The organism is Flavobacterium turcicum (genome assembly GCF_011365745.1).
Taxonomy (GTDB): Bacteria; Bacteroidota; Bacteroidia; order Flavobacteriales; family Flavobacteriaceae; genus Flavobacterium; species Flavobacterium turcicum.
In genome coordinates, this window is record NZ_JAAOBY010000004.1 from 3,735 (window position 1) to 29,142 (window position 25,408).

At 36.4% G+C, this 25,408-nt stretch carries 21 protein-coding genes and 1 tRNA gene; 12 read left to right on the forward strand and 10 right to left on the reverse strand.

Annotated elements, in window-relative coordinates:
- From G9Q29_RS08265 to G9Q29_RS08275, 3 genes are all read left to right on the forward strand, one after another.
- Positions 1-1,325: T9SS type B sorting domain-containing protein (locus G9Q29_RS08265; protein ID WP_166135555.1), on the forward strand; the 1,325-nt coding region annotated here is incomplete at its 5' end.
- A gap of 35 nt (positions 1,326-1,360) precedes the next feature.
- The gene (locus G9Q29_RS08270) at positions 1,361-2,278 is read left to right on the forward strand and encodes a PorP/SprF family type IX secretion system membrane protein (protein ID WP_166135558.1); all 918 of its coding nucleotides are present in this window, start codon (positions 1,361-1,363) and stop codon (positions 2,276-2,278) included.
- A gap of 12 nt (positions 2,279-2,290) precedes the next feature.
- Entirely contained in the window at positions 2,291-4,249 is a 1,959-nt protein-coding gene (locus tag G9Q29_RS08275) for an OmpA family protein (protein ID WP_225872917.1), read from the forward strand.
- A gap of 94 nt (positions 4,250-4,343) precedes the next feature.
- Here G9Q29_RS08275 and G9Q29_RS08280 read toward each other — a convergent pair whose 3' ends face one another.
- The 6 genes from G9Q29_RS08280 to G9Q29_RS08305 form a co-directional block, all read right to left on the reverse strand.
- Positions 4,344-4,991 (reverse strand): hypothetical protein, encoded by a 648-nt coding sequence (locus G9Q29_RS08280; RefSeq protein ID WP_166135561.1) that lies wholly within the window; start codon positions 4,989-4,991, stop codon positions 4,344-4,346.
- A 342-nt stretch (positions 4,992-5,333) separates the two neighbouring features.
- Positions 5,334-8,486: an efflux RND transporter permease subunit gene (locus tag G9Q29_RS08285; protein ID WP_166135564.1), complete on the reverse strand. Its 3,153-nt coding sequence runs from the start codon at positions 8,484-8,486 to the stop codon at positions 5,334-5,336.
- 43 nt (positions 8,487-8,529) lie between these two features.
- Positions 8,530-9,597: an efflux RND transporter periplasmic adaptor subunit gene (locus G9Q29_RS08290; RefSeq protein ID WP_166135567.1), complete on the reverse strand. Its 1,068-nt coding sequence runs from the start codon at positions 9,595-9,597 to the stop codon at positions 8,530-8,532.
- A gap of 4 nt (positions 9,598-9,601) precedes the next feature.
- Positions 9,602-10,942 carry a TolC family protein gene (locus tag G9Q29_RS08295; RefSeq protein ID WP_166135571.1) on the reverse strand — a complete coding sequence of 447 codons (1,341 nt, stop codon included), beginning with the start codon at positions 10,940-10,942 and terminating at the stop codon, positions 9,602-9,604.
- Between the two features lie 2 nt (positions 10,943-10,944).
- Complete coding sequence (locus G9Q29_RS08300; RefSeq protein WP_166135574.1) at positions 10,945-11,541, reverse strand: TetR/AcrR family transcriptional regulator; 597 nt, start codon at positions 11,539-11,541, stop codon at positions 10,945-10,947.
- Between the two features lie 155 nt (positions 11,542-11,696).
- Positions 11,697-12,218, reverse strand: a complete 522-nt coding sequence (locus G9Q29_RS08305; RefSeq protein ID WP_166135577.1) for a YceI family protein — start codon at positions 12,216-12,218, stop codon at positions 11,697-11,699.
- 260 nt (positions 12,219-12,478) lie between these two features.
- Here G9Q29_RS08305 and G9Q29_RS08310 point away from each other — a divergent pair, with 260 nt between their 5' ends.
- The gene (locus G9Q29_RS08310) at positions 12,479-13,453 is read left to right on the forward strand and encodes a polyprenyl synthetase family protein (protein ID WP_166135580.1); all 975 of its coding nucleotides are present in this window, start codon (positions 12,479-12,481) and stop codon (positions 13,451-13,453) included.
- A gap of 138 nt (positions 13,454-13,591) precedes the next feature.
- A complete protein-coding gene (locus G9Q29_RS08315; RefSeq protein WP_166135583.1) occupies positions 13,592-13,945 on the forward strand; it encodes a hypothetical protein in 354 nt (117 codons plus the stop codon).
- A 12-nt stretch (positions 13,946-13,957) separates the two neighbouring features.
- On the opposite strand, the gene G9Q29_RS08320 is transcribed toward G9Q29_RS08315, so the two are convergent.
- Positions 13,958-14,500, reverse strand: coding sequence for a hypothetical protein (locus G9Q29_RS08320; protein ID WP_166135586.1), 543 nt, complete (start codon positions 14,498-14,500; stop codon positions 13,958-13,960).
- A 120-nt stretch (positions 14,501-14,620) separates the two neighbouring features.
- Between G9Q29_RS08320 and G9Q29_RS08325 the strand changes: the two genes are divergently transcribed.
- The 3 genes from G9Q29_RS08325 (at position 14,621) to G9Q29_RS08335 (ending at position 20,140) form a co-directional block, all read left to right on the forward strand.
- Positions 14,621-17,392 carry a 2-oxoglutarate dehydrogenase E1 component gene (locus G9Q29_RS08325; protein ID WP_166135589.1) on the forward strand — a complete coding sequence of 924 codons (2,772 nt, stop codon included), beginning with the start codon at positions 14,621-14,623 and terminating at the stop codon, positions 17,390-17,392.
- A gap of 158 nt (positions 17,393-17,550) precedes the next feature.
- The gene (gene odhB / locus G9Q29_RS08330; RefSeq protein ID WP_166135592.1) at positions 17,551-18,804 is read left to right on the forward strand and encodes a 2-oxoglutarate dehydrogenase complex dihydrolipoyllysine-residue succinyltransferase; all 1,254 of its coding nucleotides are present in this window, start codon (positions 17,551-17,553) and stop codon (positions 18,802-18,804) included.
- Between the two features lie 88 nt (positions 18,805-18,892).
- Positions 18,893-20,140: a TCR/Tet family MFS transporter gene (locus G9Q29_RS08335; protein WP_166135595.1), complete on the forward strand. Its 1,248-nt coding sequence runs from the start codon at positions 18,893-18,895 to the stop codon at positions 20,138-20,140.
- Here the strand turns inward: G9Q29_RS08335 and G9Q29_RS08340 are convergent.
- The gene (locus G9Q29_RS08340) at positions 20,037-20,540 is read right to left on the reverse strand and encodes a retropepsin-like aspartic protease (RefSeq protein WP_166135599.1); all 504 of its coding nucleotides are present in this window, start codon (positions 20,538-20,540) and stop codon (positions 20,037-20,039) included. The genes G9Q29_RS08335 and G9Q29_RS08340 overlap by 104 nt on opposite strands.
- 166 nt (positions 20,541-20,706) lie before the next feature.
- Here G9Q29_RS08340 and G9Q29_RS08345 point away from each other — a divergent pair, with 166 nt between their 5' ends.
- The 4 genes from G9Q29_RS08345 to G9Q29_RS08360 all read left to right on the forward strand — a co-directional run bounded on the left by G9Q29_RS08345 (position 20,707) and on the right by G9Q29_RS08360 (position 24,021).
- Positions 20,707-21,474, forward strand: coding sequence for a TatD family hydrolase (locus tag G9Q29_RS08345; RefSeq protein ID WP_166136248.1), 768 nt, complete (start codon positions 20,707-20,709; stop codon positions 21,472-21,474).
- A 246-nt stretch (positions 21,475-21,720) separates the two neighbouring features.
- On the forward strand, positions 21,721-22,857 hold the full coding sequence (locus tag G9Q29_RS08350) for a 1-acyl-sn-glycerol-3-phosphate acyltransferase (protein WP_166135602.1): 1,137 nt from the start codon (positions 21,721-21,723) through the stop codon (positions 22,855-22,857).
- Positions 22,847-23,878, forward strand: a complete 1,032-nt coding sequence (locus tag G9Q29_RS08355) for an asparaginase (protein ID WP_166135605.1) — start codon at positions 22,847-22,849, stop codon at positions 23,876-23,878. The genes G9Q29_RS08350 and G9Q29_RS08355 overlap by 11 nt, the downstream gene beginning before the upstream one ends.
- A 56-nt stretch (positions 23,879-23,934) precedes the next feature.
- A tRNA-Ser gene (locus G9Q29_RS08360) sits at positions 23,935-24,021 on the forward strand.
- A gap of 204 nt (positions 24,022-24,225) precedes the next feature.
- On the opposite strand, the gene G9Q29_RS08365 is transcribed toward G9Q29_RS08360, so the two are convergent.
- Together G9Q29_RS08365 and G9Q29_RS08370 are read right to left on the reverse strand one after the other, a co-directional pair.
- Positions 24,226-24,813 carry a hypothetical protein gene (locus G9Q29_RS08365; RefSeq protein WP_166135607.1) on the reverse strand — a complete coding sequence of 196 codons (588 nt, stop codon included), beginning with the start codon at positions 24,811-24,813 and terminating at the stop codon, positions 24,226-24,228.
- A 7-nt stretch (positions 24,814-24,820) separates the two neighbouring features.
- Positions 24,821-25,408: a hypothetical protein gene (locus G9Q29_RS08370; RefSeq protein WP_166135610.1), complete on the reverse strand. Its 588-nt coding sequence runs from the start codon at positions 25,406-25,408 to the stop codon at positions 24,821-24,823.

The window sequence follows — 25,408 nt, forward strand, 5'->3', positions numbered from 1 at the left end:
TAGCTCCAAACACACCAAGCGGAACATATACTTTAACGTATGAGATCTGTGAGGCAGGTGCTACCCCAGCGAATTGTACAATAGCTACTGTAACTGTTGTGATTAATAACCCAACAATTGTAGCAGGTAACGATACTCTTCCAAGAACAGGAGGTAATGTTTTAGGCAACGATACATTAAATGGTCAGCCAGTTCCTGCAGGAATGATAGCAGTTACACCGGCAACAAATGGTCCATTAAGTATCGATGCAGCAGGTAATGTTACTGTTGCTCCAAATACGCCAAGTGGTACTTATACAATTGTTTATCAAATTTGTGAAGTTGGCGCTGTTCCAGCAAATTGTACTACAGCAATGGTAACCATCGTGATTTTTAATCCAATAGTTGCAGATAACAATGTATTCCCAGCTACTGGAGGTAATGTTACTGATAATGATACTTTAAACGGTCAACGTGTAACAGCAGCTACCACTGATGTGACTCCTGTAACTGACGGTCCGTTGAGTATTGATGCTGAAGGTAATTTAACAGTTGCTCCAAATACAGCTGCAGGTACATATACTATTAGATATCAAATTTGTGAGACTGGTGCTGTACCAGCAAACTGTACCACTGCAACGGCAACAGTTGTGGTTCCAGAATCTCCTAAAATATCAATCATTAAAACAGCAGTGTTTAATGATGAAAATGGAGATGGTTTTGCTCAAGCAGGAGAAACTATTACTTACAGATTTGAAGTGACAAATTCAGGAAATGTTGTGTTGAATAACGTGGTTGTAACAGATAATCTACCAGGATTAATATTGACTGGTGCTCCAATTGCTGTTCTAAACATTAATGAAACCAATACTACTGCATACCAAGGAGTATACGCTTTAAAACAAAGTGATATTAATCTTGGTAGTGTCTCTAATCAAGCTCAAGTACGTGGAACTACTCCATTGGGAGTTGTTGTAACGGATCTTTCTGATGATTCAAGTACGGTTGATGATCGTCCTACCGTATTAGGAGTTAATGGCTGTCAAATTGAAGTGTTCAACGCCGTTATTCCAAATGGCGCAGGTGATAACAAAATATTTAGAATCAGAGGATTAGAATGTTATCAAGACAATAGAGTAGAAATATACAACCGTTGGGGTGTACTAGTATTTGAAAGAAACAGTTACAATAATGATGATAGAGCCTTTAGAGGTGTTTCAGAAGGAAGAGTAACTGTAAAACAATCTGAAGAACTGCCAGAAGGAACTTATTACTACATCTTGAAATACAAGGATAGTGCTGGTAATAATTTTGAAAAAGCAGGATACTTATACATCAATAGATAATCAACACTAATTTGCTAAGTCTAAAACGATAGAACATGAAAACAAAACTAATAGCTATTTTACTGTTGTTTACTGCCACAATAAGCGCGCAACAGGATGCTCAGTTTACACAATATATGTATAACACTATTAACGTGAATCCTGCTTATGCAGGATCACGTCAATCGATGAGTATTTTTGCATTGTATAGAACGCAATGGGTCGGTCTTGACGGTGCACCAGTAACAAACACTGCATCCATTAATTTTCCCATTAATGAGTCTAAAGTAGGACTTGGAGTATCGGTAATTAATGATAAAATCGGTCCTTCTGATGAGAGTAATTTGGCTGTTGATTTTTCATACTACATCAACACTTCTGAAGATTTTAAGTTGGCTTTTGGTATGAAAGCATCAGCGAACTTGTTATCGGTTAATTTCAGTAAACTCAAACAATATGAAAATGTTCTAGAAGGCAACATTGATAATCGATTTTCTCCTAATATTGGAGTTGGATTGTATTGGTACTCTGACAACACGTACGTTGGTTTATCAGCGCCAAATTTGCTAGAAACAAAACATTTTGATCGTACGGCAAGCCAAGGATCTACTTCTTACATCGCTCGCGAAAGAGTTAATTATTATCTTACAGCGGGTCATGTTTTTGATTTGACTTATAATTTAAAGTTTAAGCCTGCTATGATGACTAAGTTGGTTCAAGGTGCGCCATTACAAGTTGATTTGTCAGCCAATTTTATGTTTAATGAAAAGTTTACTGCAGGTGTCGCTTACAGATGGAGCGCTGCTTTAAGTGCATTAGTAGGTTTTCAAGTTTCTGATTCTTGGTTTATTGGCTATGGTTATGACCTAGAAACAACTCGTTTAGCTAATTACAACTCTGGTTCGCATGAGATTTTTCTACGTTATGAGATCTTTAATAAATACAACAGAATTACCTCTCCAAGATTCTTCTAAAATAAGTTCATTATGAAAACAAATATGAAATCCTACAGTCTCGCTTTTCTACTTGTATTGGTGGCCTTAAGTTCTTGGGGTCAGAATAAGGAAGTGATTCAAGCCGACAAAAAGTTCGACAATTATTCTTTTGTAGATGCCATTGCGACCTACGAAAAAGTTGCAGGAAAAGGCTATAAAGATGAAAAGATGTTCCGAAAATTGGGGGACTCTTATTATTTCATTGCTAATCTAGTAGCTGCAGAAAAATGGTACACTGAACTTTTTAATATGAACCAAGTTCAACAACCAGAATATTATTACCGCTACGCACAAACTTTAAAAGCTGTTGGTCAGTACGACAAAGCCAATGTGATACTTGAAAAATTTACGGCTCTAGCCGCTAATGATCAAAGAGCTAAGCTTTTCTCAAATCAAAAGGATTACTTAGAGGATATTAAAGCAAATTCAGGACGTTTTGAAGTTGCAGATGCAGGAATTAATTCGCCTTATTCTGATTATGGAAGTTCATTCTTAGATAATTCATTATTGTTCGCTTCAGCAAGAGATACTGGTGGAGTAGCAAAAAAAGTTTTCAAATGGAATAACGAGGCTTTTACAAATTTGTATATTGCTCCAGTTGATACAGATGGTAAGGCTAGTAATCCAAAACTATTTAATACAACAATTAATACTAAGTTTCATGAGTCGACTCCTGTTTTTACTAAAGACGGATCTACCATGTATTTTACCAGAAACAACTATTTAAACGGTAAAAAACAAAAAGATAAAAGTAGAGTAACCTTGCTCAAATTGTACAAAGCAACTAAGCAAGATGGTAAATGGGTCAATGTGCAAGAGTTGCCATTTAACAGCAATGAATACAGTGTGGCACATCCTACATTGAGTTTGGATGAAAAACTATTATATTTTGCATCTGATATGCCGGGTACAAAAGGATTGTCAGATTTATGGTATGTTACTATTAATTCTGATGATAGTTATGGAACTCCTCAAAACTTAGGTATCTCAATTAACACTGAAGGGCGCGAAACTTTTCCGTTTATCGCTGCCGACAACACATTGTATTTTGCTAGTGATGGTCATCCTGGTTTAGGAGGTTTAGATGTATTTAGTTCTAAAATAAATGCATCAAATACTGTTGATGGAGTCCAAAACATCGGAGCGCCAATAAACAGTTCCAAGGATGATTTTGCTTTGTTGATGAATGCTAATAAAACAAAAGGTTTCTTTACTTCAAATAGAGAAGGTGGTTTAGGATCTGATGATATTTATACTTTTTCAGCTTTGCCTGTTCCCGTTTGTGAGCAATTACTAACCGGTGTTATAACTGATCAAGAAAGTGGACAAGTTCTGGCCAATGCCAAAGTGAGTTTGTTTGATAGCTCTTTTAAATTGATTAAAGAAGTTACCGTTGGTAATGATGGTGCTTATTCATTTACAGTTGACTGTGGAAAATCGTATTACTTACGCGGAGAAAAAGCAGATTACGAAACTAAAGAACAAATGGTAGCTATTGCGAAAACGTCTGGCGAAACTAAACAGCCTTTAGCACTTGAACCGCGTCAAAAACGTGTTGATGTTGGTACTGATTTAGCCAAAACATTAGATATTCCGATTTTATATTTTGATTTAGATAAATCATTTATCAGAAAGGATGCCGCTTTTGAATTAGAGAAAGTATTAGCGGTTATGCAGCAATACCCAAAAATGAAAATTGATATTAGATCTCATACCGATTGTAGACAAACGGTTGCTTACAACCAAGCGCTATCTGATAGAAGAGCAAAATCTACAAAGGCTTGGCTGATCAAAAACGGCATAGACGCAAATAGATTAACTGCAAAAGGATACGGCGAATCGCAGCTTGTTAATGATTGTGGATGTGAACCAACGAACAAATCAAACTGTACAGAGGAACAACATCAAGCCAATCGTAGAAGTGAATTTGTTATTATTTCTATGGATTAAAAATACAAGAAACGCTAAGCGTGTTAAAAGCAAAACCCCGTTGATACAATTTCAACGGGGTTTTTTTAACTAATCAATTTTCAACCAAACCAAACTATTTATTTCTATTAAGAACTATTGCTGTATTTGCAGCTACTTTTGCTTCGATAGCGCTCGTATTGCGGTCGCTTCTATAATAGTACGTGTCATCGTTTTTAGACTCGTAGCGGTCATCATAGTCGCCTTTACTGCCATAAACGGAACGACCTCCTTTTACAGAACCAACAAGATCAACAATTTGTCCACGTCTGTTGTAGATAAGTTCTAAACCACCTACGCGCTCTAAGGCATAACGGTTATACGACATGTATACAGAGCCTATTCGTTTTACACGGTCAAAGGCATCATAGTTTATAAAAACATTACCTACTTGACGAACACGACCCAAATTATCGTGGGAAACGCGTACCCCATAATCTCCTTTTCTGTTATTCATTGGAGCGCCGTACGTTTTGTTAGTGCCGCGACTTGGAGATGTTCTGTAATACATACCGCCTTTGGCATCTGGTCTTGTGTTAAAATCTATTTGCCCATCAGGGAATACATAAAATTCGATACCGCGTTCTATAAACACAATTGGATCTTCATTATTGAAATCGATAATTGATTTTCCACCAATGCTAGAAGTTGTTGCTGCAGTGGCCGTAGCGATACCGCCTCCCAAAACAAAGATACTTGCAACTAAAAGAGTAATTTTTTTCATGACATTTCATTTTTTGATTGGTACCTACTCGTTAGCTTTTCGGTTGCCGCTTTAAGTTATTTACTAAGAGATATTCAAGTAGCGTGCCAAAAAAAATATTGCTGTAGTACTGATTTATTTTAGTTAAGAAAAAAAGCGCTTAAAGTATTGTAATTTATTACTTTAATATCTTAGTGCTGTCTGAATTTTTGATTTCAATTGAAGGAAATTTTTTTAGTTGACCTATTGTTGAAAGGGATATCAGGTATGTTTTTTCTACTTTGTTAATTATTTTCAAAACAAAAAAACCGACCTGCATCTATCAAGAGCAGGTCGGTTTTGTATTAAAAAATGATCTATTGTTTAGTGCTCGCTCACTTCTCTGTGTTCGTAATCAGCAACCATTTCAGCTTCGTAATCTACTTTTTCACCTTTAGAAACTCTATTTATGATTTTCTCCATAATTTGGTAAATTACGGGAACCACAACAAGCGTTAAGAATAAAGACGATATTAATCCACCAATAATTACCCAAGCCAAACCGTTTTTCCATTCGGCTCCAGCTCCTGATGCTAATGCAATTGGGAACATACCAAATACCATCGCAATTGTAGTCATCAAAATAGGACGTAGCCTTGCATGATTGGCTTGAATCAAGGCCGTTCTTACTGTTTCACCAGCTTTACGTCTTTGATTGGTGTAATCTACTAACATGATCGCATTTTTACAAACCAAACCAATAAGCATGATGATACCCAAAATGGTAAATATGTTCAATGTATTATTGGTCAAGGCCAAAGCCAACATTGCTCCAATAAACGAAAGCGGAATGGCAAACAATACAACAAATGGATGCACAAAACTGTCATATAACGAAACCATTACCAGATAAACCAAAATAATAGCCGCTAATAATGCAATTCCTAGCGTTCCAAAACCTTCAGCTTGGTTTTCTTGATCACCACCCCAAATGTAATTTACCCCAACAGGTTTTTTGAGCTTATCAATTTTTTCTTGCCACATTCCCACAATGGTACCAGAGGCAACTCCTACGTTTTGACCCTTCACCGTTACCGATGCTGATTTGTCTCTACGCTCTAATTGACTTGGTCCAGAACCTTCGGTTACGGTCGCAAATTGATTCAATTTAATTTGCTGACCCATATCGTTTATGAAGATCAAGTTACTTACATCAGCAATACTTTTTCTGTCAAAAGCGTTGTATTTAATGTTGATGTCGTACTCATATTCACCCGCTCTAAAACGTCCGTCAGTATTTCCGCTAAACGCCGTTTGCATGGTGATACCTACTGTTTGTAGGTTCAACCCAAGAGCAGCCATTTTATCACGATCTACTTTTACGTTCACTTCTGGATTACCGTCTTCTACAGATAATTCAATTTCGGTAGCTCCAGGAATTGTGCGTAATTCTTTTTCGGCCGCTTTCGCAAAAAGCATAGCGCTAGCTACATCGGGTCCAGTTACAATTAAATTCAAAGTAGCATCTTCCGCAGTACCTAAAATACCAACAGGAACTGTTTTTACCTTGGCACCCACTAAAACTTTTTCTAGTTTACGTTTGGTCTTAGCTGCATATACATTTGCAGGTTCATCACGCTTGTCTAGACCTACCATTTTCACGTTGATTTCTGCTTTGTAAGCCGTAGCTTGAGAAGCACCTAGTCCAGTACTGTTTTGTCCTACAGTTGTAATTTGACTAAAAACATAGGCTTCTTTAGATAGGAAATCTTCTGCTTTTTGAGTCATAAAATTGGTCTGCTCTAATGACGCATCTTTTGGCATTTCTATTTGAACCAAGAACTCACCACTATCAGAAGCTGCGAAGAATTCTCCACCAATGAATCCACCACCTAATAAACTAATCATCGATCCAAAAAAGATCACAACTATAATCACTAAGGTTTTTACATAATGATCCAAACACCATTCTAATAATCTAGAGATCCAGTTTGTAAAACGAGTCAAGTAACTTTCAAACCCAAGAATGATTCTTCCAAAAAGATTTTTACCAGTTATGTGCTCTAATCTACCGTATCTTGAAGACAACCAAGGAATAATAGTAAACGATGCTACCAATGATAACAAGGTTGAGATAATTACAGTTACACAAAATTGCGTGATAATGTTTGATACTAAACCTGTACTCATAGCGATAGGTAAAAATACTACCACAATTACCAAGGTAATCGATACTACGGTTCCACCAATTTCGGCAGTACCATCATAAGCCGCTCGCACTTTATTCTTGCCCATTTCCATGTGCCTATAAATATTTTCGAGTACCACAATGGCATCATCCACCAAGATACCTACCACAAGAGACAATCCTAATAAACTCATTAAGTTTAAGGTATAGCCCATCAAATAAATCCCGATAAACGTTGCAATTAACGAGGCCGGAATAGATACCATTACGATCAATGAGTTTCTGATACTGTGCAAGAAAAACAACATTACAAGCGCCACAAGAAGTACCGCAATAAGTAAATCATGCACTACTGCGTCAGCTGCTTCAAGTGTAAAAACAGTACTGTCCTTAGCTACTGCAAGTTTTAGACCTACTGGTTTGTAATCCGTTTCAAGTTTAGCAATGGCTTTCACCAATTCCTCACTTACCGCAACCGCATTCGCATCAGATTGTTTGATAATCTGTAAAATGATAGCGCTTTTTCGGTTCACGCGTGCAACTTTCTCAGTGATTTTTTGGGTATCCTGTACGTCAGCAATATCACCAAGGCGCACTTGAATGCCATTTCTAGAGGAAACAATTAGGTTTCTTAATTCGTCAACATTTTTGTATTTTCCCGCTAAACGAATTAATATTTTTTGCTCACGAGTTTGAATGTTTCCCGTAGGGAAATCTAAATTAGAGGAAAGAATATTTTGTTGTACTTGCGGAATAGAAAGTCCGTAGGCCTGCATTTTTACTGCATCCAGATTCACTTGAATTTCACGTTCTTGACCACCAATAACATTTACCTGAGCCACACCTTCAACACGTGAAATAACAGGAGCTAATTTTTTGTCAACAAGATCGTAAAAAGCTACCTCGTCCATGTTTCCATTGGCACCAAGAGTCATAATTGGTAAATCACTCAAGGAAAATTTGGTCAATGAGGGTGTTTCTACATCATCAGGTAGTTCTCCTAAAACGGCATTTATTTTACGTTGCGCATCGTTCATCGAAATATTAACATCGGCTGTAGAAGTCAATGTGATCGATACGGTTGATAAACTTTCATACGACTTGGAATCTATTTTTTTAATGTTTTCAAGAGAGGCAATCGCGTCCTCAATTTTTTTAGTAACGGTGTTTTCTACCTCACTAGGCGATGCTCCCGGGTAAATGGTAGCGATAGTAATTACATTGGTTTCAAATTTTGGAATCAATTCGTAACCCAAATTACTGTAACTGAACAGTCCACCAAGGGTCAGAATTGTAAACAATACAATTACCAACGAGGGACGTTTTATGGATATTTCTGCTAATTTCATAAGTTGTTTTTCTTTATGACTTTAAGACTTTCGACTTTAAGACTTATTTAATAACCTCCACTTTGGTTCCGTCTTGTAAATTGATTTGTCCGGTTACAATTACTTGGTCACCATCTTCAAGACCGTTTAAAATTTCGACTTTATCGCCTAGAATTTTACCCGCAGTTACCGTTTTTAATTTTGCAGCTCCATTTTCAATTACAAATATTTGATTACTGCTTACACTACCTACAAAGGCATTTCTAGGAACAATTTTCAAAGCTTGTTTTTGTTGGTTTGAGGCAAATGCAGCCGTACCATACATTCCAGCTTTTAAATCTTTAGTGGCATTATTTGTAATTTCAATTTCCACAGGAAAATTCAATGATTGATCTGCTTTTGCAGCGATAAAAGTAATTTTTCCTGAGAATGATTTATCTGGATAAACACTCGCAGTTACATTAACTGAATTACCAACTTTTAAAGTAGCAACTTGACTTTCGTTTACGCTTACATTTAATTTTAACTTGGAAACGTTTACAATGTCAAATAATTCAGTAGCAGGCATTCCTGTAATGATAGAACCTACTTCAATATATTTTTTATTGATGAATCCGCTTATTGGAGCTTTGATTCTAGTATCTCCTACGTTGATGTTTGCTTGTGTTAATTGCGATTTAGCATTTACCATTTGAAGTTTGGCTTGGTCTAACTGTTGTTTAGTCACACCACCTGTTTTGAATGCGTTTTCAAATCGGTTGTAATCAGCAACTGCATTTTGGTAAACGGCATTTGCATTTTGTGCGTTTACATTCACAACATCACTACGTACAATAGCAAGAGTTTGTCCTACGCTCACATAATCACCTTCTTTGGCTAGTATTTTGGTTATTTTACCTGATTTTTCAGCAGAGAATTTTAATTCTTGCACAGGTTCAAAATTTCCGTTTGAAACAAAGTCAAGAGAAACAACTTCTGTTTTTACAACCTCAGTTCGTACGGATACTGTTGCATTTTTTTCAGCAACAATAGCTGTTTTGGCTTCGTTTTCTTTTTTGTTATTGGTTAAAATATATCCAATTACACCTAAACTGCCTATGATGATAACAGCGGTAATTATAATTTTTTTCATGGTATTAGTTATTTATAAGTGATTTTAGTTCTCCTTTAGATTTGATTAATTGTATTTCGGCTAGTTTGTAATCTAATAACGCCGATGTGTAATTGTTTTGAGCCACAACAAGTTCACTTTCTGCTTCAAGTAAATCAGTAAGTGATGCTAAACCTTGAATGTAGTTGTTGTTGGTATTTGTTAAAACTTCTTGAGCAAGTTTTGCGTTCTCTTTTTGATTGTTGATTGATACAATACTATTTTCGATTTGCGTTTTTGCATTGCTGTATTCTAAATCCAATGCCAGTTTTGTTTCTTCCAAATCTACTTTTATCGAAGCAAGTTTGTTACTAGCTTGGCTTACTCTTGCTTTAGTTCCAAATCCTGAAAAAATTGGTACGCGTAAATTTAAACCTACTGAAGCAAAGTCTGACCAATAAACTCCATCCGAAGGTTTTTTGAACCAAGGCATCTCTGGACCTTGACCAATGAAGTTATACCCACCCGTAAGCGATAAACTTGGATAATAAGCCGCTTCAATAGATTTTTTTTGGTACTCCAGTAATTGTTCGTTCTTTTTAAGTAACAAATATTCTGTTCTGGTTGTTGTATCCGGAGCTAGTGAAAGTGCGCTTGGAGTAACTTCAAATTCAGTTTCTGGAATAGAAATATTCGTATCAACAGCTAAGCCCATAAAAAATTTCAAAGCGTTTTCTTGTAGTGTAACAGCGTTCAGAGTTTGTTGGCGAAGTGTATTAATGTTTGAAATACGAACTAAGGTTCTATCCAAATCAATCTTTTTGGCCAGTCCGTTATTATATTGTCCTTGTATGATGTCCTTAACTTTAAGAGTATTTTTAAGGTTGTTATCCAATACAGTTAAGTTCTGACGCGTTACGTAAACTTGGTAGTAAGCATTGGCTACGCGCTCTATCACTTGCTCTTCAGTCAATTGTGCGTTTATTTGGTAAAACTCACGAGTAGATTTTGCCGCCTTCAAACCTATAAAAACAGCCTGGTCATATAACGCCTGATTAAGAGAAATTCCTGCAGTTGAATTCCATTTTTGACCAAAAGCAGCTTGAATTGTAGTGCCAGGTTGACCAAAACCAGCTCCGTCAATTACAGTAGTTTGTAAAATTGGGTTGTAGTTTAAGCTACCATTTGCTGCAATTTGAGGCAAAGCTCTTGAACGTACTTCTTGAATTTCGTACTCTCCTCTTTCAACTTGTAATCTTGCCTTTTTTGCATCGGCTTTGTTTTCAAGTGCGTACGTAATAGCATCTTTTAGGGTGAGACTTTTTATTTCTTGTGCTTGTATGCCTAAGGAAAGCAGCACGGTCATTAATATTATCGTTTTTCTCATTTTTATGTAATTGGATTTAGTAAATTTCTATTTAGTTCAATAATTCCTTTTTCTGTTGCCATTGCGCGCGTATGATATTCTAAGGCTTGCATTTCAAGAGCAAAGGCTTCTCGTTCTGATTTAATGTTTTCGTTGATAGAAAATATCAATGAATAATAAAAATCAACGTAGGCATCAATATTAATTTCTTTACGGTAATATCCTTGTTCAATACCTTTAACTATGTTTCTTTTAAAACAAGCTTGGCACATTTCTATTTGTACCTGATGTACTTTTTGATACACTTCCGGATAGTGCTTTTTTAATTGATATACTGGCGAAGTATCGGTCGATTTGAACATTTCGTCAAACATGCGTCTGATTTCAAAGTTTTCTTGAATGGCATTAAAATCTTGTGAGGTAACGTTGTTTATCAAATTATTCACATCTGAATGCAGTACTTGAACACTTTCTTCTATTAACAATTCTTTATTTGCAAAGTACTTGTAAATAGTTTTTTTTGATATGCACATTTCTCCTGCAATGTCATCCATGGTGATGCTTTTAAAACCTAGTTTTAAAAACAAATCCTTCGCTGTAGCTATAATTTTCTCTTTCATGATTTGGTTTCTTTGTTGCTATAGTCGTATTAATAAAATCTTCTCTAGTTTATATGCCTAGCTTGAAAATCGGTGCAAATGTAATCAGGAAACTATAAAAACTAAAATAGTTTCTTGTTTGTTGTTGATAATTTAACATTCATAACTACAGTTGCTTAAATGCAAAATTCTAAGTTGGCAATCAATTTAATATCTTGTCCTAGTGCGATTCCGTTCGAATAATGGAATGCGTTGTAGGTAAGTCCAAAATCTTTTCTATTGATGTTGGCTGTAATTTCAAAAGCAGCTTTTTTACTTCCGTTGTGCGCATCAACACTGATAAAAGCAGCATCTAACTCTACTGGTTTTGTTATGTTCTTGATGGTTAAATTACCTTTAAGAAAGTTAATGTTTGGAGTAACTTTTTCAAATGAAGTCGACTGAAAACTAATCAGTGGATATTCTGTCACATCAAACAAATCATTCATTTTTAAGTGGGTATCTATTTGCTCAAGCTTACTGTGCTTGTTAGCAACATCTAGCGAAAAAGCGATTGAGGCATCTTCTAATTGGTCATCGTTCAGGTCAATATGCCCGTCAAAATTATTTACTGTTCCCGCTAAATAAGCAATTATCGAATGCCTCATTTTAATCTGTACATCAGATTGTGCTGCATCTATTTTCCAAGTAGTTTTCATAATGAGGGGTTGGTTTAGGTGAAAAAATGTGCGCAATACTTTTTAAAATTCAGTTTCACGAAGCACTTTTTTTTCGATGCAAATGTATATCGGAAACTTTGAATACCAAAATAGTTTCCTGTGTTTTTTGATTTATTTAACATTTGAGTAACTTTAACATTTTAGCTAGTTTAAAGATTTTTGAGTTTCTTTGTGCAAGCAAAAGCTTCGGTTGCACCAAACCGCTTATTTTGCAGTTGTAACCGATAAACAAAATACGAATGCACACCATTTCTCAATATCAGGAGTTTTTAGCCGACTATTTGCAATCGCAATACGAGACCAAAGAGCCAAGAAATTTATATGAACCTATTCATTATATTCTTGATTTGGGAGGTAAACGCATGCGCCCAGTGTTGACCTTAATGAGCGCTGAGATTTTTGGTGCCGATTATAAAAATGCACTTCCAGCAGCATTGGCAGTTGAGGTTTTTCATAATTTTTCGTTGGTACATGACGATATTATGGATGATGCACCTTTGCGAAGAGGAAACGAAACAGTACATGAAAAATGGAACATCAACACCGGAATTTTATCTGGTGACGCGATGCTTATTTTGGCCTATCAATATTTTGAGCAGTACGAGCCTGTCATTTTTAGAGACTTAGCCAAGTTGTTCAGTAAAACAGCTCTTGAGGTTTGCGAAGGACAGCAATGGGATGTTGATTTCGAAGAGCGCACTGATGTTACTCTTGAGGAATACCTCAAAATGATTCAATATAAAACAGCGGTTTTAGTAGCTGCTGCCATGAAAATGGGCGCCATTATAGCTGAAACATCTGCTGAAAATGCCAATTTAATCTACGATTTTGGTTTAAATTTAGGTTTGGCTTTTCAATTGCAAGATGATTATTTAGATGCCTTTGGGAATCCGGAAACTTTCGGGAAACAAGTGGGAGGTGACATCATCGAAAATAAGAAAACCTATTTGTATCTGAAAGCGGTTGCTTTTTCTGCAGAAAAAGAAGCGCAAGAACTACGTGATTTATTCGCTGTTCAATTAGAAGATAATACCGATAAAATTGAGCGTGTAAAAGAATTATTCAATGCTTCAGGAGCATCAAAAGCTACTCAAGACGCGATACAAGACTACACTTTTAAAGCATTTCAAATGTTAGATCAATTGAATGTTAGTGCTGATAAAAAAGCAATGCTCAAAGCATTTGGTGAAAACCTTATGGGACGAAAAGTATGATTTAATTTCAATGACAATTATTAATTTCAATAATTAATAGCAATGTTGGTTTTGGAAATTGTTATTTTAAGTTGAATAATAAGTAAATTGTACCTACATAATATTGAAAATTACTACGGCTATTGAAATTTTAAAAATATGTTTATAGTTCCAAAAAATACAGATTTACTTCTTGCCGAGGCCTCGGCAGATAACTTGTATTTGCAATTGGTTGAACAGCTCAATAAAGATTTTAATCTTGCCAATGAAGCGGTTGATTTTCCCAAAAGCATCACTCCAGAAGAGCTGAAAATTCAGTTGCATGAAAAAATTTACCGACTCATCCAGTATAAATTTGCCGAATATTTAAACCTGCTTTATATTATTGATGTAGCCGAAGATGAAGTTAAAAAACTAGACGGATCTGATTTGGTGCAGCTTGCAGAGCAAATTTCATTCTTAGTTTTAAAAAGAGAATGGCAAAAAGTTTGGTTCAGAAATAAGTACCGATAATTGTTTTTAAACTTAAAAGTAAAAACGTACGAAAGGCATAAACGCACTGCCGTATAAGTTGTTTTTATCCTCAATAACATTGTATCGAACACCTACAGTAGCATTACCAGAACGATATCCCGCACCCACAAACAAAGCTGTGTTCCAAAAATTTTCTGATGGAGTAGTATTGCCATCAAAACGAAGGTTTACACGCAGTTGCTCAACCTCTGCTGATAATTGAATTTCAGGAATTGGATTTAAAAGTCCAATAGCACTTGCGCCATAAAGATGTGAAGTGTAGAAATCTTTTTGTCTCAAAAATTTGTATTGAAGTCCCGCACCCAAAGCGACATACTCATTTACATTATAAATGGCGCTCGGTGCAAGGACAATATCGGTAAAGCCAGTTCCAAATCCCAAACCAACAGCACCACCAAATTGTACATGATCCCAAAATTTAGGTTCATTTTGCACGGAGGTAGTATTTTGTTGTCCAAAAACTGCGTTGCAAGAAAAAACTAAAAAAAGTAAAAAGATAGTATTGAATGTATTCAAAATGCAAGATTTAGTCATGAGTTTCTGGTTTTTTAACAATTATCAATGTAAAAGTATCTTAAAATAAATTATAAATTTATTGTATTATCGTACTTTTGCAAAACTATTTTAACAAAAAAAATATATTCACTAAATATTATGGATAGGTTTTCATTTTTAAACGCAGCACACACAGAATTTTTCGCCCAGTTATACGATCAATATTTAGAGAATCCAGATAGCGTAGAGCCAAGTTGGAGGAGTTTTTTTCAAGGTTTTGACTTTGGAATGACTAATTATAACGAAGAAAATCCTGCATCACAAATAGCAAACTTTGCCGCAAATAATGCTGATGTAAGTTTAGTTTCAGATAAAATACATAAAGAATTTAATGTTCTTAAATTAATTGACGGCTACCGTACCCGCGGACATTTGTTTACCAAAACAAACCCAGTGCGTGAAAGACGTGTTTCCTCTCCTAATTTAGATTATACTAATTTTGGATTGTCAGTATCAGACTTAAATACGGTTTTTGATGCGGCAAAAGTCATCCATATCCAGCCATGTACTTTACAGGAAATCATCAACCATTTGGATGCGATTTACTGCCAGCATATTGGAATCGAGTATATGTATATTCGTAACCCAGAAGTAGTTTCTTGGATCCAGAATAAATTGGGTGTTAATGACAATCAACCGAAATTTTCATTAGACGAAAAGAAAAAAATCCTAAATAAATTAAATCAAGCGGTCTCTTTCGAAAACTTTTTGCATACCAAATATGTAGGTCAAAAACGTTTTTCACTAGAAGGTGGTGAATCAATAATTCCTGCACTTGATGCTTTGATTGAAAAAGCAGCCGAAAAAGGAGTGGAGCAGTTCGTAATGGGTATGGCGCACCGCGGACGTTTGAACGTGTTGGCAAACATCTTCGGCAAATCGACTCAAGATATTTTCAGCGAGTTTGATGGTAAAGATTACGATCAAGAGTATTTTGATGGTGACGTAAAATACCACTTAGGTCTAACAGCTGATAAAGAAACAAGCTCAGGTAAAAAAATCAACATTAATTTGGCTCCAAACCCTTCGCATCTTGAAACAGTAGGTGCGGTTATTGAGGGAATCACAAGAGCCAAACAAGATAAATATTTCGCAGATGATTTCTCAAAAGTATTGCCAATTGCAGTACACGGAGATGCGGCTATCGCTGGTCAAGGTATTTTGTACGAAATCGTGCAAATGGCTCAACTTGATGGTTACAAAACCGGAGGGACCATTCATATTGTAATTAACAATCAAGTAGGTTTTACAACCAATTACCAAGATGCAAGGTCATCAACGTATTGTACGGATGTGGCAAAAGTTACCCTTTCGCCAGTACTGCACGTAAATGCTGATGATGCAGAAGCAGTAGTTCACGCTATGTCATTTGCTTTAGATTTCAGAATGGAATTTGGTCGCGATGTATTTATTGATTTATTAGGATATAGAAAATACGGTCACAACGAAGGTGATGAACCTCGATTCACGCAGCCAGTATTGTACAAAATCATTGCTAAACACAAAAATCCAAGAGACCTTTACATGGATAAATTACTTGCTGATGGAGTAATTGATGCTAATTATGTAAAAGGGTTGGAGCAAGAATACAAATCGGATTTAGATCAAAATTTAGAAGCTTCGCGCAAAAAAGATTTGACCATCATCACACCATTCATGCAAAACGAATGGAGCGGTTTTGAGCAAGTGTCCAATGATGTGATGCTTCAAAAATTCGATACAAAAGTCGAGAAAGCTACGCTTGATTCTATCATCGAAACCGTATCGAGCTTGCCAAAAGATAAAAAGTTCATTAACAAGATCAATAAAATCGTAACCGACAGAAAAACAGGTTACGATAACAACACCATCGATTGGGGTACTGCAGAAACACTAGCTTACGGTTCTTTATTAACCGAAGGTTTTGATGTTCGTATTTCTGGTCAAGATGTAGAACGTGGTACTTTTTCTCACCGTCATGCAGTGGTAAAAGTCGAAGATTCTGAGGAAGAAGTAGTTTTGTTGGATCATATCCAAAACAAAAAAGGAAATTTTCGTATCTTCAACTCTTTCCTTTCTGAGTACGGAGTTTTAGGTTTTGATTACGGATATGCATTGGCTAACCCGAACGCATTAACCATTTGGGAAGCACAGTTTGGAGATTTCTCTAACGGTGCGCAAATTATGATTGACCAATACATTTCTTGTGGGGAAGACAAATGGAACAACCAAAACGGAATTGTATTGCTATTGCCTCACGGTTACGAAGGGCAAGGAGCAGAGCACTCTTCAGCAAGAATGGAGCGTTACCTTCAATTGTGCGCGCGTCACAACATGTACGTAGCTGATTGTACAACTCCAGCCAACTTTTTTCACTTGTTGAGACGCCAAATGAAAACCAAATTCCGCAAACCGCTTGTGGTGTTTTCACCAAAAAGTTTGTTGCGTGACCCAAGATGTGTTTCTACCGTTGAAGAACTAGCCAACGGAGAATTCCAAGAAACCATTGATGATAACACAGTTGACAAAGCGGCTGTAAAAACATTGGTGTTCTGTACTGGTAAATTCTATTATGATATTACCGCTGAGCGCGAAAACAACCAGCGTACTGATGTTGCAGTAGTGCGTATTGAGCAATTGTTTCCGCTACCAGTGGAGCAATTAAAAGCAATTATCGCTCAATATCCTAATGCTGATGATTATGTTTGGGCACAAGAAGAGCCTAAAAACATGGGAGCTTATAGCTATATGTTGATGAATTTTGATTTGGTAAAATGGAGATTGGCTTCATTAAAAGCATATGCAGCACCAGCGGCAGGTAGTTACACCAGAGCAAAACGCCGTCATGCAGATGCCATCAGAATGGTTTTTGATAAAAATTTATTTAGATAATAAGGAGCTATTTCCTGCTCTACGCTAAATCTTTTCCTAGCTAAAGAAGCTAGAAAAAGGATATCGCTTCGATCAGGGCTAGAAAAAATCCAAGCACTGCTCACAAGAGGTGCAATAACAAGAAAAAAATTAAAATTCATAATTTAAAATAATAGAACATGATTTTAGAAATGAAAGTCCCATCGCCAGGGGAATCAATAAAAGAAGTTGAAATTGCAACTTGGTTAGTTAAAGACGGAGATTATGTAGAAAAAGACCAAGCGATTGCTGAGGTTGATTCAGACAAAGCTACATTAGAATTGCCTGCTGAAGCGAGCGGAATCATTACTTTAAAAGCAGAAGAAGGCGATGCAGTAGCAGTTGGCGCTGTTGTGTGCCATATCGATACTGCTGCAGCAAAACCAGACGGTGCTGCACCAGCTCCAGTAGCACCAGCTCCTGTTGAAGAGACCCGAGGCGCAGCCGAATCGAGCGCAGCTAAAAAAGTGGAGGCTGCGCCTGCACCAGTTGCAGCTCCAGCGGCAACAACATACGCTTCAGGTACGACATCTCCAGCAGCAAGAAAAATATTAGACGAAAAAAATATAGCTCCAGAATCCATAACAGGAACAGGTAAAGCAGGAAGAATCACTAAGGAAGATGCTGTAAATGCAGTGCCTTCTATGGGAACGCCTACAGGTGGATCTCGTGGTACAGAGCGTACTAAATTATCAATGTTACGCCGTAAAGTAGCAGAGCGATTAGTAGCTGCTAAAAACGAAACGGCCATGTTGACTACTTTTAACGAAGTAAACATGACGCCAATAAACTTGATTCGTAACGAGTATAAAGATGCTTTTAAAGCAAAACATGGTGGTGTAAGTTTAGGATACATGTCGTTTTTTACAAAAGCGGTAACTAGAGCATTGCAATTGTATCCAGATGTAAACTCTATGATGGATGGCGATTACAAAGTAGCTTACGATTTCTGCGATATTTCTATTGCTGTATCTGGACCAAAAGGTTTAATGGTACCAGTAGTTCGTAACGCGGAGAATTTAACTTTCCGTGGTGTTGAAGCTGAAATTAAGCGTTTGGCTTTAAGAGCGCGTGACGGTCAAATCACTGTAGATGATATGACAGGTGGAACATTTACAATCACTAATGGTGGTGTATTTGGTTCTATGTTATCAACTCCAATCATCAACCCACCACAATCAGGAATTTTAGGAATGCACAACATTATTGAGCGTCCAATTGCTGTAAATGGTAAAGTTGAAATTCACCCAATGATGTATGTGGCACTTTCTTATGACCACAGAATTATTGATGGCCGTGAGTCTGTAGGTTTCTTGGTAGCTGTTAAAGAAGCTTTAGAAAACCCAATGGAATTATTGATGGATAACAATCCTAAAAAGGCTTTAGAACTATAGTTTTAAAGTTTTAGAATAAATAAAAAATCCTGTTTAGTGTTTCTAAACAGGATTTTTTATTTATTTGTAATACTAACTACTACTATTTATGGCATCAAAAAAAAAACAGGCCGCTATCAGCTTTATTTTCATTACAATGTTAATTGATATAACTGGTTGGGGAATTATAATTCCAGTTATTCCAAAATTGATTAAAGAATTAATTAATGGTGATGTTAGTGATGCAGCAAAATATGGTGGTTGGTTAACATTTGCTTACGCAATAACTCAATTTATGTTTGCACCTTTAATTGGTAATTTAAGTGATAAATTTGGTAGAAGACCCATAATTTTAATTTCGCTTTTTGCCTTTTCACTAGATTATATATTGTTGGCGTTTGCCCCAACGATTACATGGTTATTCGTAGGAAGAGTAATTGCAGGATTAACAGGAGCGAGTATTTCAACCGCTTCAGCATACATAGCCGATGTGAGTACGCCAGAAAACAGAGCTAAAAACTTCGGAATGATTGGTGTGGCTTTTGGTCTCGGATTTATAATTGGACCTGTTATTGGAGGAGTTTTGGGGCAATTCGGATCTAGAATTCCGTTTTATGCGGCAGCCGTCTTATGTATGTTAAATTTCTTGTATGGTTATTTTATTTTGCCCGAGTCATTATCAAAAGAAAATAGGAGACCCGTTAATTTAAAAAGAGCCAATCCAATTGGTGCTTTTTTGAATTTAAAGAAATACCCATCGTTATATGGATTATTGATTGCTTTGTTTTTGATTTATGTTGGATCACACGCTGTAGAAAGCAATTGGAGTTATTTCACGATGTACAAATTTAGTTGGGACGAAAAAATGGTAGGCATTTCGCTCGGCGTTGTTGGGGTTTTAGTTAGTCTTGTTCAAGGTGGATTGATACGATGGACTAGCCGAAAATTAGGAAATGAAAAAAGTATTTATGTTGGTATGATATTATATACGATTGGAATGCTTTTGTTTGCTTTTGCTTCAGCGGGTTGGATGATGTTTCTCTTCTTGGTTCCATATTGTCTTGCTGGTCTTGCTGGTCCAGCATTGCGAGCTATAATTTCAAACCATGTTTTACCATCAGAGCAAGGGGAAATTCAAGGTACAATTGCAAGTTTAATGAGCGCTGCAACAATTATTGGTCCGCCAGTAATGTCAGGTCTATTTTATTATTTTACACATAAAGGCGCGCCCTTTGAATTTGCGGGAATGCCATTTATTCTTGGGGGTTTATTGATGATGATAAGTGGTGTTGTTGCTTATTTTTCGTTGAAAAAGTATAATGTTTCAAATACAAGCAGTGGTTGTAGTAATCAATAATTGCTTTTCCTTTTTGTAACACATCGGCGCCAATGATGCCGTGTACTGGTTTGGCCTTGTGTTGGGTTAAAGCTTCGTTTACATGCGACAAATCAAAAATAACAAGGCTGAATGCATCGTCTTTCCATCGACCCAATTGCAAGTGATTGTGCATTGCTTGTTGTGTGTACATACCAGTAGCACCAGCGCCAGCTGCTTTTGTTTTAGAGTTTTTGGCTTGTAGTAAAAACAATTCAATACTTTCAAAACCCACACAACTGTTTGAAGCTCCTGTGTCAAGAATAAAACTTCCTACAATGCCATTTATCTTAGCTTTTATCAGTAAATGTTGCGTTTTGGTAATTGTAAATTTTACTTTTTGGTAGTTTTCTTTTTTCAGAATTTCGTGTAGGTTCTTCATTAGCGATAGGCTTGGGTTACAAAAGCATTGAAATACAAATATAGGCGAACCATTAATTATTTGTTCAACTTTTCGAATGCCAAAAGAATCTTTTTAAAAGCATTTCCTAGCCCGGTTTTATTCATGTAATTTTGCAACCTTAAAATTACAACTTTTGGAAACTGATATCACTATCACAGATACACACACCCACTTGTACTCAGAAGAATTTGAGCAAGATCAACACGAGATGATGCAACGCGCTATAAATGCAGGAGTAAGCCGTTTTTTTATTCCCGCAATCGATTCTACTTGTACAGAGGCTATGTATAAGTTGGAGAAAAACTATCCAGAAAATGTTTTCTTGATGATGGGTTTGCATCCTACTTATGTAAAAGATAATTACGAAGACGAATTGCAACACGTGGCCCAAGAATTAGCCAAGCGAAAGTTTTATGCGGTTGGCGAAATAGGAATCGATTTGTACTGGGATAAAACCCATTTACCACAGCAACAAGACGCTTTTAGAAGGCAAATTAAGTTAGCCAAGCAATATAAATTGCCAATAGTGATTCATTGTAGAGAGGCTTTTGACGAAATTTTTGAAATATTAGAAGAAGAAAAATCAGTTGATTTGTTTGGTATTTTTCATTGCTTTTCGGGTACTTATGAGCAAGCTTTACAGGCCATTTCGTATAATATGAAACTGGGTATTGGCGGTGTGGTTACTTTTAAAAATGGAAAAATTGATCAATTTTTAAATCAAATCGATTTAGAGCATATTGTTTTGGAGACGGATGCACCGTATTTGGCTCCTGTTCCATACCGAGGCAAGAGAAACGAGAGTAGTTACATTGTTAGTGTTGCAGAGAAACTAGCGCAAATTTACGGCTTGACTGTAGCTGAAATTGCAACCCAAACTACCGCAAATTCTATAATCGTATTTGGAATATAACTTCATGTGTAATTCATCTCACTAGAAGTTTTGATGTTAAAAAGTGTTTTACCAAATGAAATTAATCAATAAATTTAGGAAACAAGCTTTCATTGGTCTTTGATTAAAATTAGAAATAAAACAAAATAACGGGAATTTTGTATTAATTATGCAAAAATCAGGGGCTGACTTTAGGATTTAAACTAGAATTGACCTTAATTTCATATTTTTTTTGTTCATTTGCCCACACAAAAATTGAGAATCAAAATGCAGAAATTTGACGCTATTCGTCCTTTTTATGACTCCGAAATAAACGAAGCACTTCATAATGTGGCTAATCATCCGATGATGAAAGCTTTGATGAATTTTACCTTTCCTGATGTTGAGGATTCCGTTTGGAAAGAGCAACTTCGTAAAACGCACTCCATTCGTGATTTTCAATGTAATTTTATATACCAATCGGTGCAAAAGGTTCTAGAAAAAAGTTCAGAAGGAATTACCACTTCGGGCTTTGAAAATTTAGAACCCAACACTTCCTATTTGTTCGTTTCGAATCACCGCGATATTTTGTTAGATACTACTTTGCTCAACACAGCATTATTTGAGCATGGTTTGGTGATGACCGCATCGGCAATTGGCGATAATTTAGTTAAAAAAGCATTTTTAAACACACTCGCTAAACTCAATAGAAATTTTTTGGTGCAACGCGGTTTAACGCCTCGTGAGATGCTACAAAGTTCTAAATTGCTATCAGAATACATCGGTAATTTATTGGTTCATGAAAATCGTTCGGTTTGGATTGCGCAACGCGAAGGACGCACCAAAGACGGAAATGACGCTACCAATCCTGGAGTTTTAAAAATGCTTGGTATGGCATCTGATGAAAAAGAACCGATGGATTATTTTAAGAAATTAAAAATAGTTCCAGTGGCTATTTCGTATGAATACGATCCTACGGATGCGCTAAAAATGCCGCAGCTCATGGCTGAAGCCAATAATGAAGTGTATGTAAAGGATAAAAACGAAGACTTCATGACTATTTTGAGTGGTGCTTTGGGACAGAAAAAAAGAATTCACATACATGTAGGAACGGTTATCGATACTGAAATTGATACTATCAAAGCAGCTAATGATAGTGCTAACAAGCAAGTAGTAGCGCTAGCTCAAGTGATTGATGACGCTATTTTGAGTAATTACAAGCTGTGGCCAACCAATTTTATTGCTCATGATTTGGTACACAAAAGCAATGAATACGCACACAAATACACTGAAAACGAAAAATCATTATTCGAACGTCGATTAGAAATGCGTATTGATCATGACAATCAAGTGGCCCTTGATGGATTTTTAGCCATGTACGCTAATCCGGTTACCAATCAATTAAAATACCACGATGTCGTATAAAGCTAAAATATTATTACTCTATACGGGCGGTACTATTGGTATGAGTAAGGATTTTGAGACGGGTGCGCTCAAGGCTTTTAACTTTAATAAATTATTGCAACGCATACCAGAATTGAAGCAATTAGATTGTGAAATCGAAACTATTTCGTTCGAAAACCCAATCGATTCTAGTAACATGAACCCACAAGAATGGGCTAAAATTGCTACGATTATTGCAGATAATTACCAATTGTTTGACGGTTTTGTAGTTTTACACGGTTCTGATACTATGTCGTACTCCGCATCGGCATTGAGTTTTATGCTCGAAAATTTGGCTAAACCTGTAATTTTCACTGGTTCGCAATTGCCAATAGGTGATTTGCGTACGGATGCGAAAGAAAATTTGATTACTGCCATACAAATTGCCTCCTTACGTACCGAAAATGGTCCTGTGATTAGTGAAGTAGGCTTGTATTTTGAATACAAGCTCTATCGTGGCAACCGTACAACCAAGATTAACGCAGAGCATTTTCGCGCTTTTACCTCGCCAAATTATCCGCAATTGGTAGAGTCAGGAGTACATTTAAAATGGAATGAAGAGTTGTTTTGGACGAGTCCGCAATCTACTGCGCCACTTTTGGTTCATAAAAACCTAGATAACAATGTAGCAATAGTGAAGATGTTTCCGGGCATGAGCGAAGCAGTACTTACCGCAATAGTAAATATTCCGAATTTAAAAGGAATTGTACTCGAAACCTATGGTGCAGGAAATGCTTCTACTGAAGATTGGTTTTTAGACTTATTGCAAAAAGCTATTAGCAGCGGTTTGCATATTGTGAATGTAACCCAATGCTCAGGCGGAAGCGTGAATATGGGGCAATACGAAACCAGTACTAACATGAAAGAAATAGGCGTGATTTCAGGAAAAGACATCACTACTGAGGCTGCCATTACAAAGTTGATGTACCTTTTGGGACAAGACATTCCGGCTAAGGATTTTAAAGAAATATTTGAAACTTCTTTGCGTGGCGAGATGATTTAATATGTGGTTTTGCTTTTGTAAGTCATATTTTTTTAGGTTATTTGCAAACCAATTTTAGAGAGGTGTCCGAGTGGTTGAAGGAGCTAGCCTGGAAAGCTAGTATATGGGTAACTGTATCGAGGGTTCGAATCCCTTCCTCTCTGCAAAAAAAATAATGCTTTCCGCAAGGAGAGCATTTTTTGTTTTAAAGCGTGGCAAACTCTTTAGTTTGTCTAAGCTGTACAACAAAAAAGGATCAGGCATGCAATGCAGAGCATTAATTTTATTGGAAGACACCCTTTTTGGGATCAACGGAGTTAACTCTTTCTCCTCTGCGTAAATAGAATGTTATGCGAAAAGAATGTTTTTTATAATGTTAAACTTGCTACTACAGTATATTTGATTTCGATATTATAGGTGCCTGCTGGACATAAAGAGCTTGGTTTAATCCTAAATTGAATCGGTATATCTTTTCTACAGCCAATGAATTCCATAATTTTTACAGCTTGGGTAGCGTTGTTGGGAACAGCAATGTAATTACCTCCATTAGATGGCATTAAGTTTCTTTGACCTAAAGGTTTGATTAATAAAGTATCATAAATACTCACTGTTGGGAATCGTTGTCCGCTGTTTACAGTTGTTTTTGCTTCAATAATTAAGTTTGCTGGTGCATTAACTGAATTGATGTAGACTTTATATCGATATACATTTTGTTCACAGAGAAGAGACGACGAGAGTAATAATATTGGATTTAGAACAAAACCAATTTTAGTGGCGTCAAAATTACTTTCGAATCCTACTGTGCCGTCATCAATACCTGCCTCTACTACAACTGCATTAACTGATTGCGTAAAACTCGGCATTCCTGTAACATTCAAAGTTCCTGCTAAAATTTGGGCTTGTGAATAGCTAAACGACAGTAAGAAAGATACTGTTATGATAAATAAATTTTTCATTTTGGGTCTATTTAATTTCATAAATAATTTCAAATCCACTGGGTAATGATAATCCACTTTGATTCTCTACAGTAATACGAAGATTATAACCAGTGCCTAATCCATTGCCAGTGTAGCCGCTTGCGAAACTGTTTATCAAGATTTGTTCCGTGGTGCTCAAGGTAATTGGGCTACTGTTTTGATTAGCGATAAATGACCCACCAATACTTCTTGCAGCTATAACTTGAATTTTTAACACAATGCCAGCAGGAACTATTTGGTTCGTGCGAACATAAATTTTAGCATTAGCTAAATTTGATGCTCGATAGGTATAATTTAACCAAATGTTCTCATTTGTTGCAATTCCGCCAACGCCAGTTGCAGGTAAACCTGCTTCTAAGGTAGTGCTGTTAAGACCAAAGGTAATAGTGTTGCTAGGGTCTGGCTCTGCATCAATAATAGCAATGGGTTGAAGGCTCAAAGTTGCAAAGTTAGATTGCTGTCCTCCTCCAAAAATGAAATTACTACTAATTGTAACATTCAATATTTCCTGTGCCCCGCAAACGAAGAAGCATAAGGTAAAAAGAGCCGCTAGTATATAGTCTGTATTTTTCAT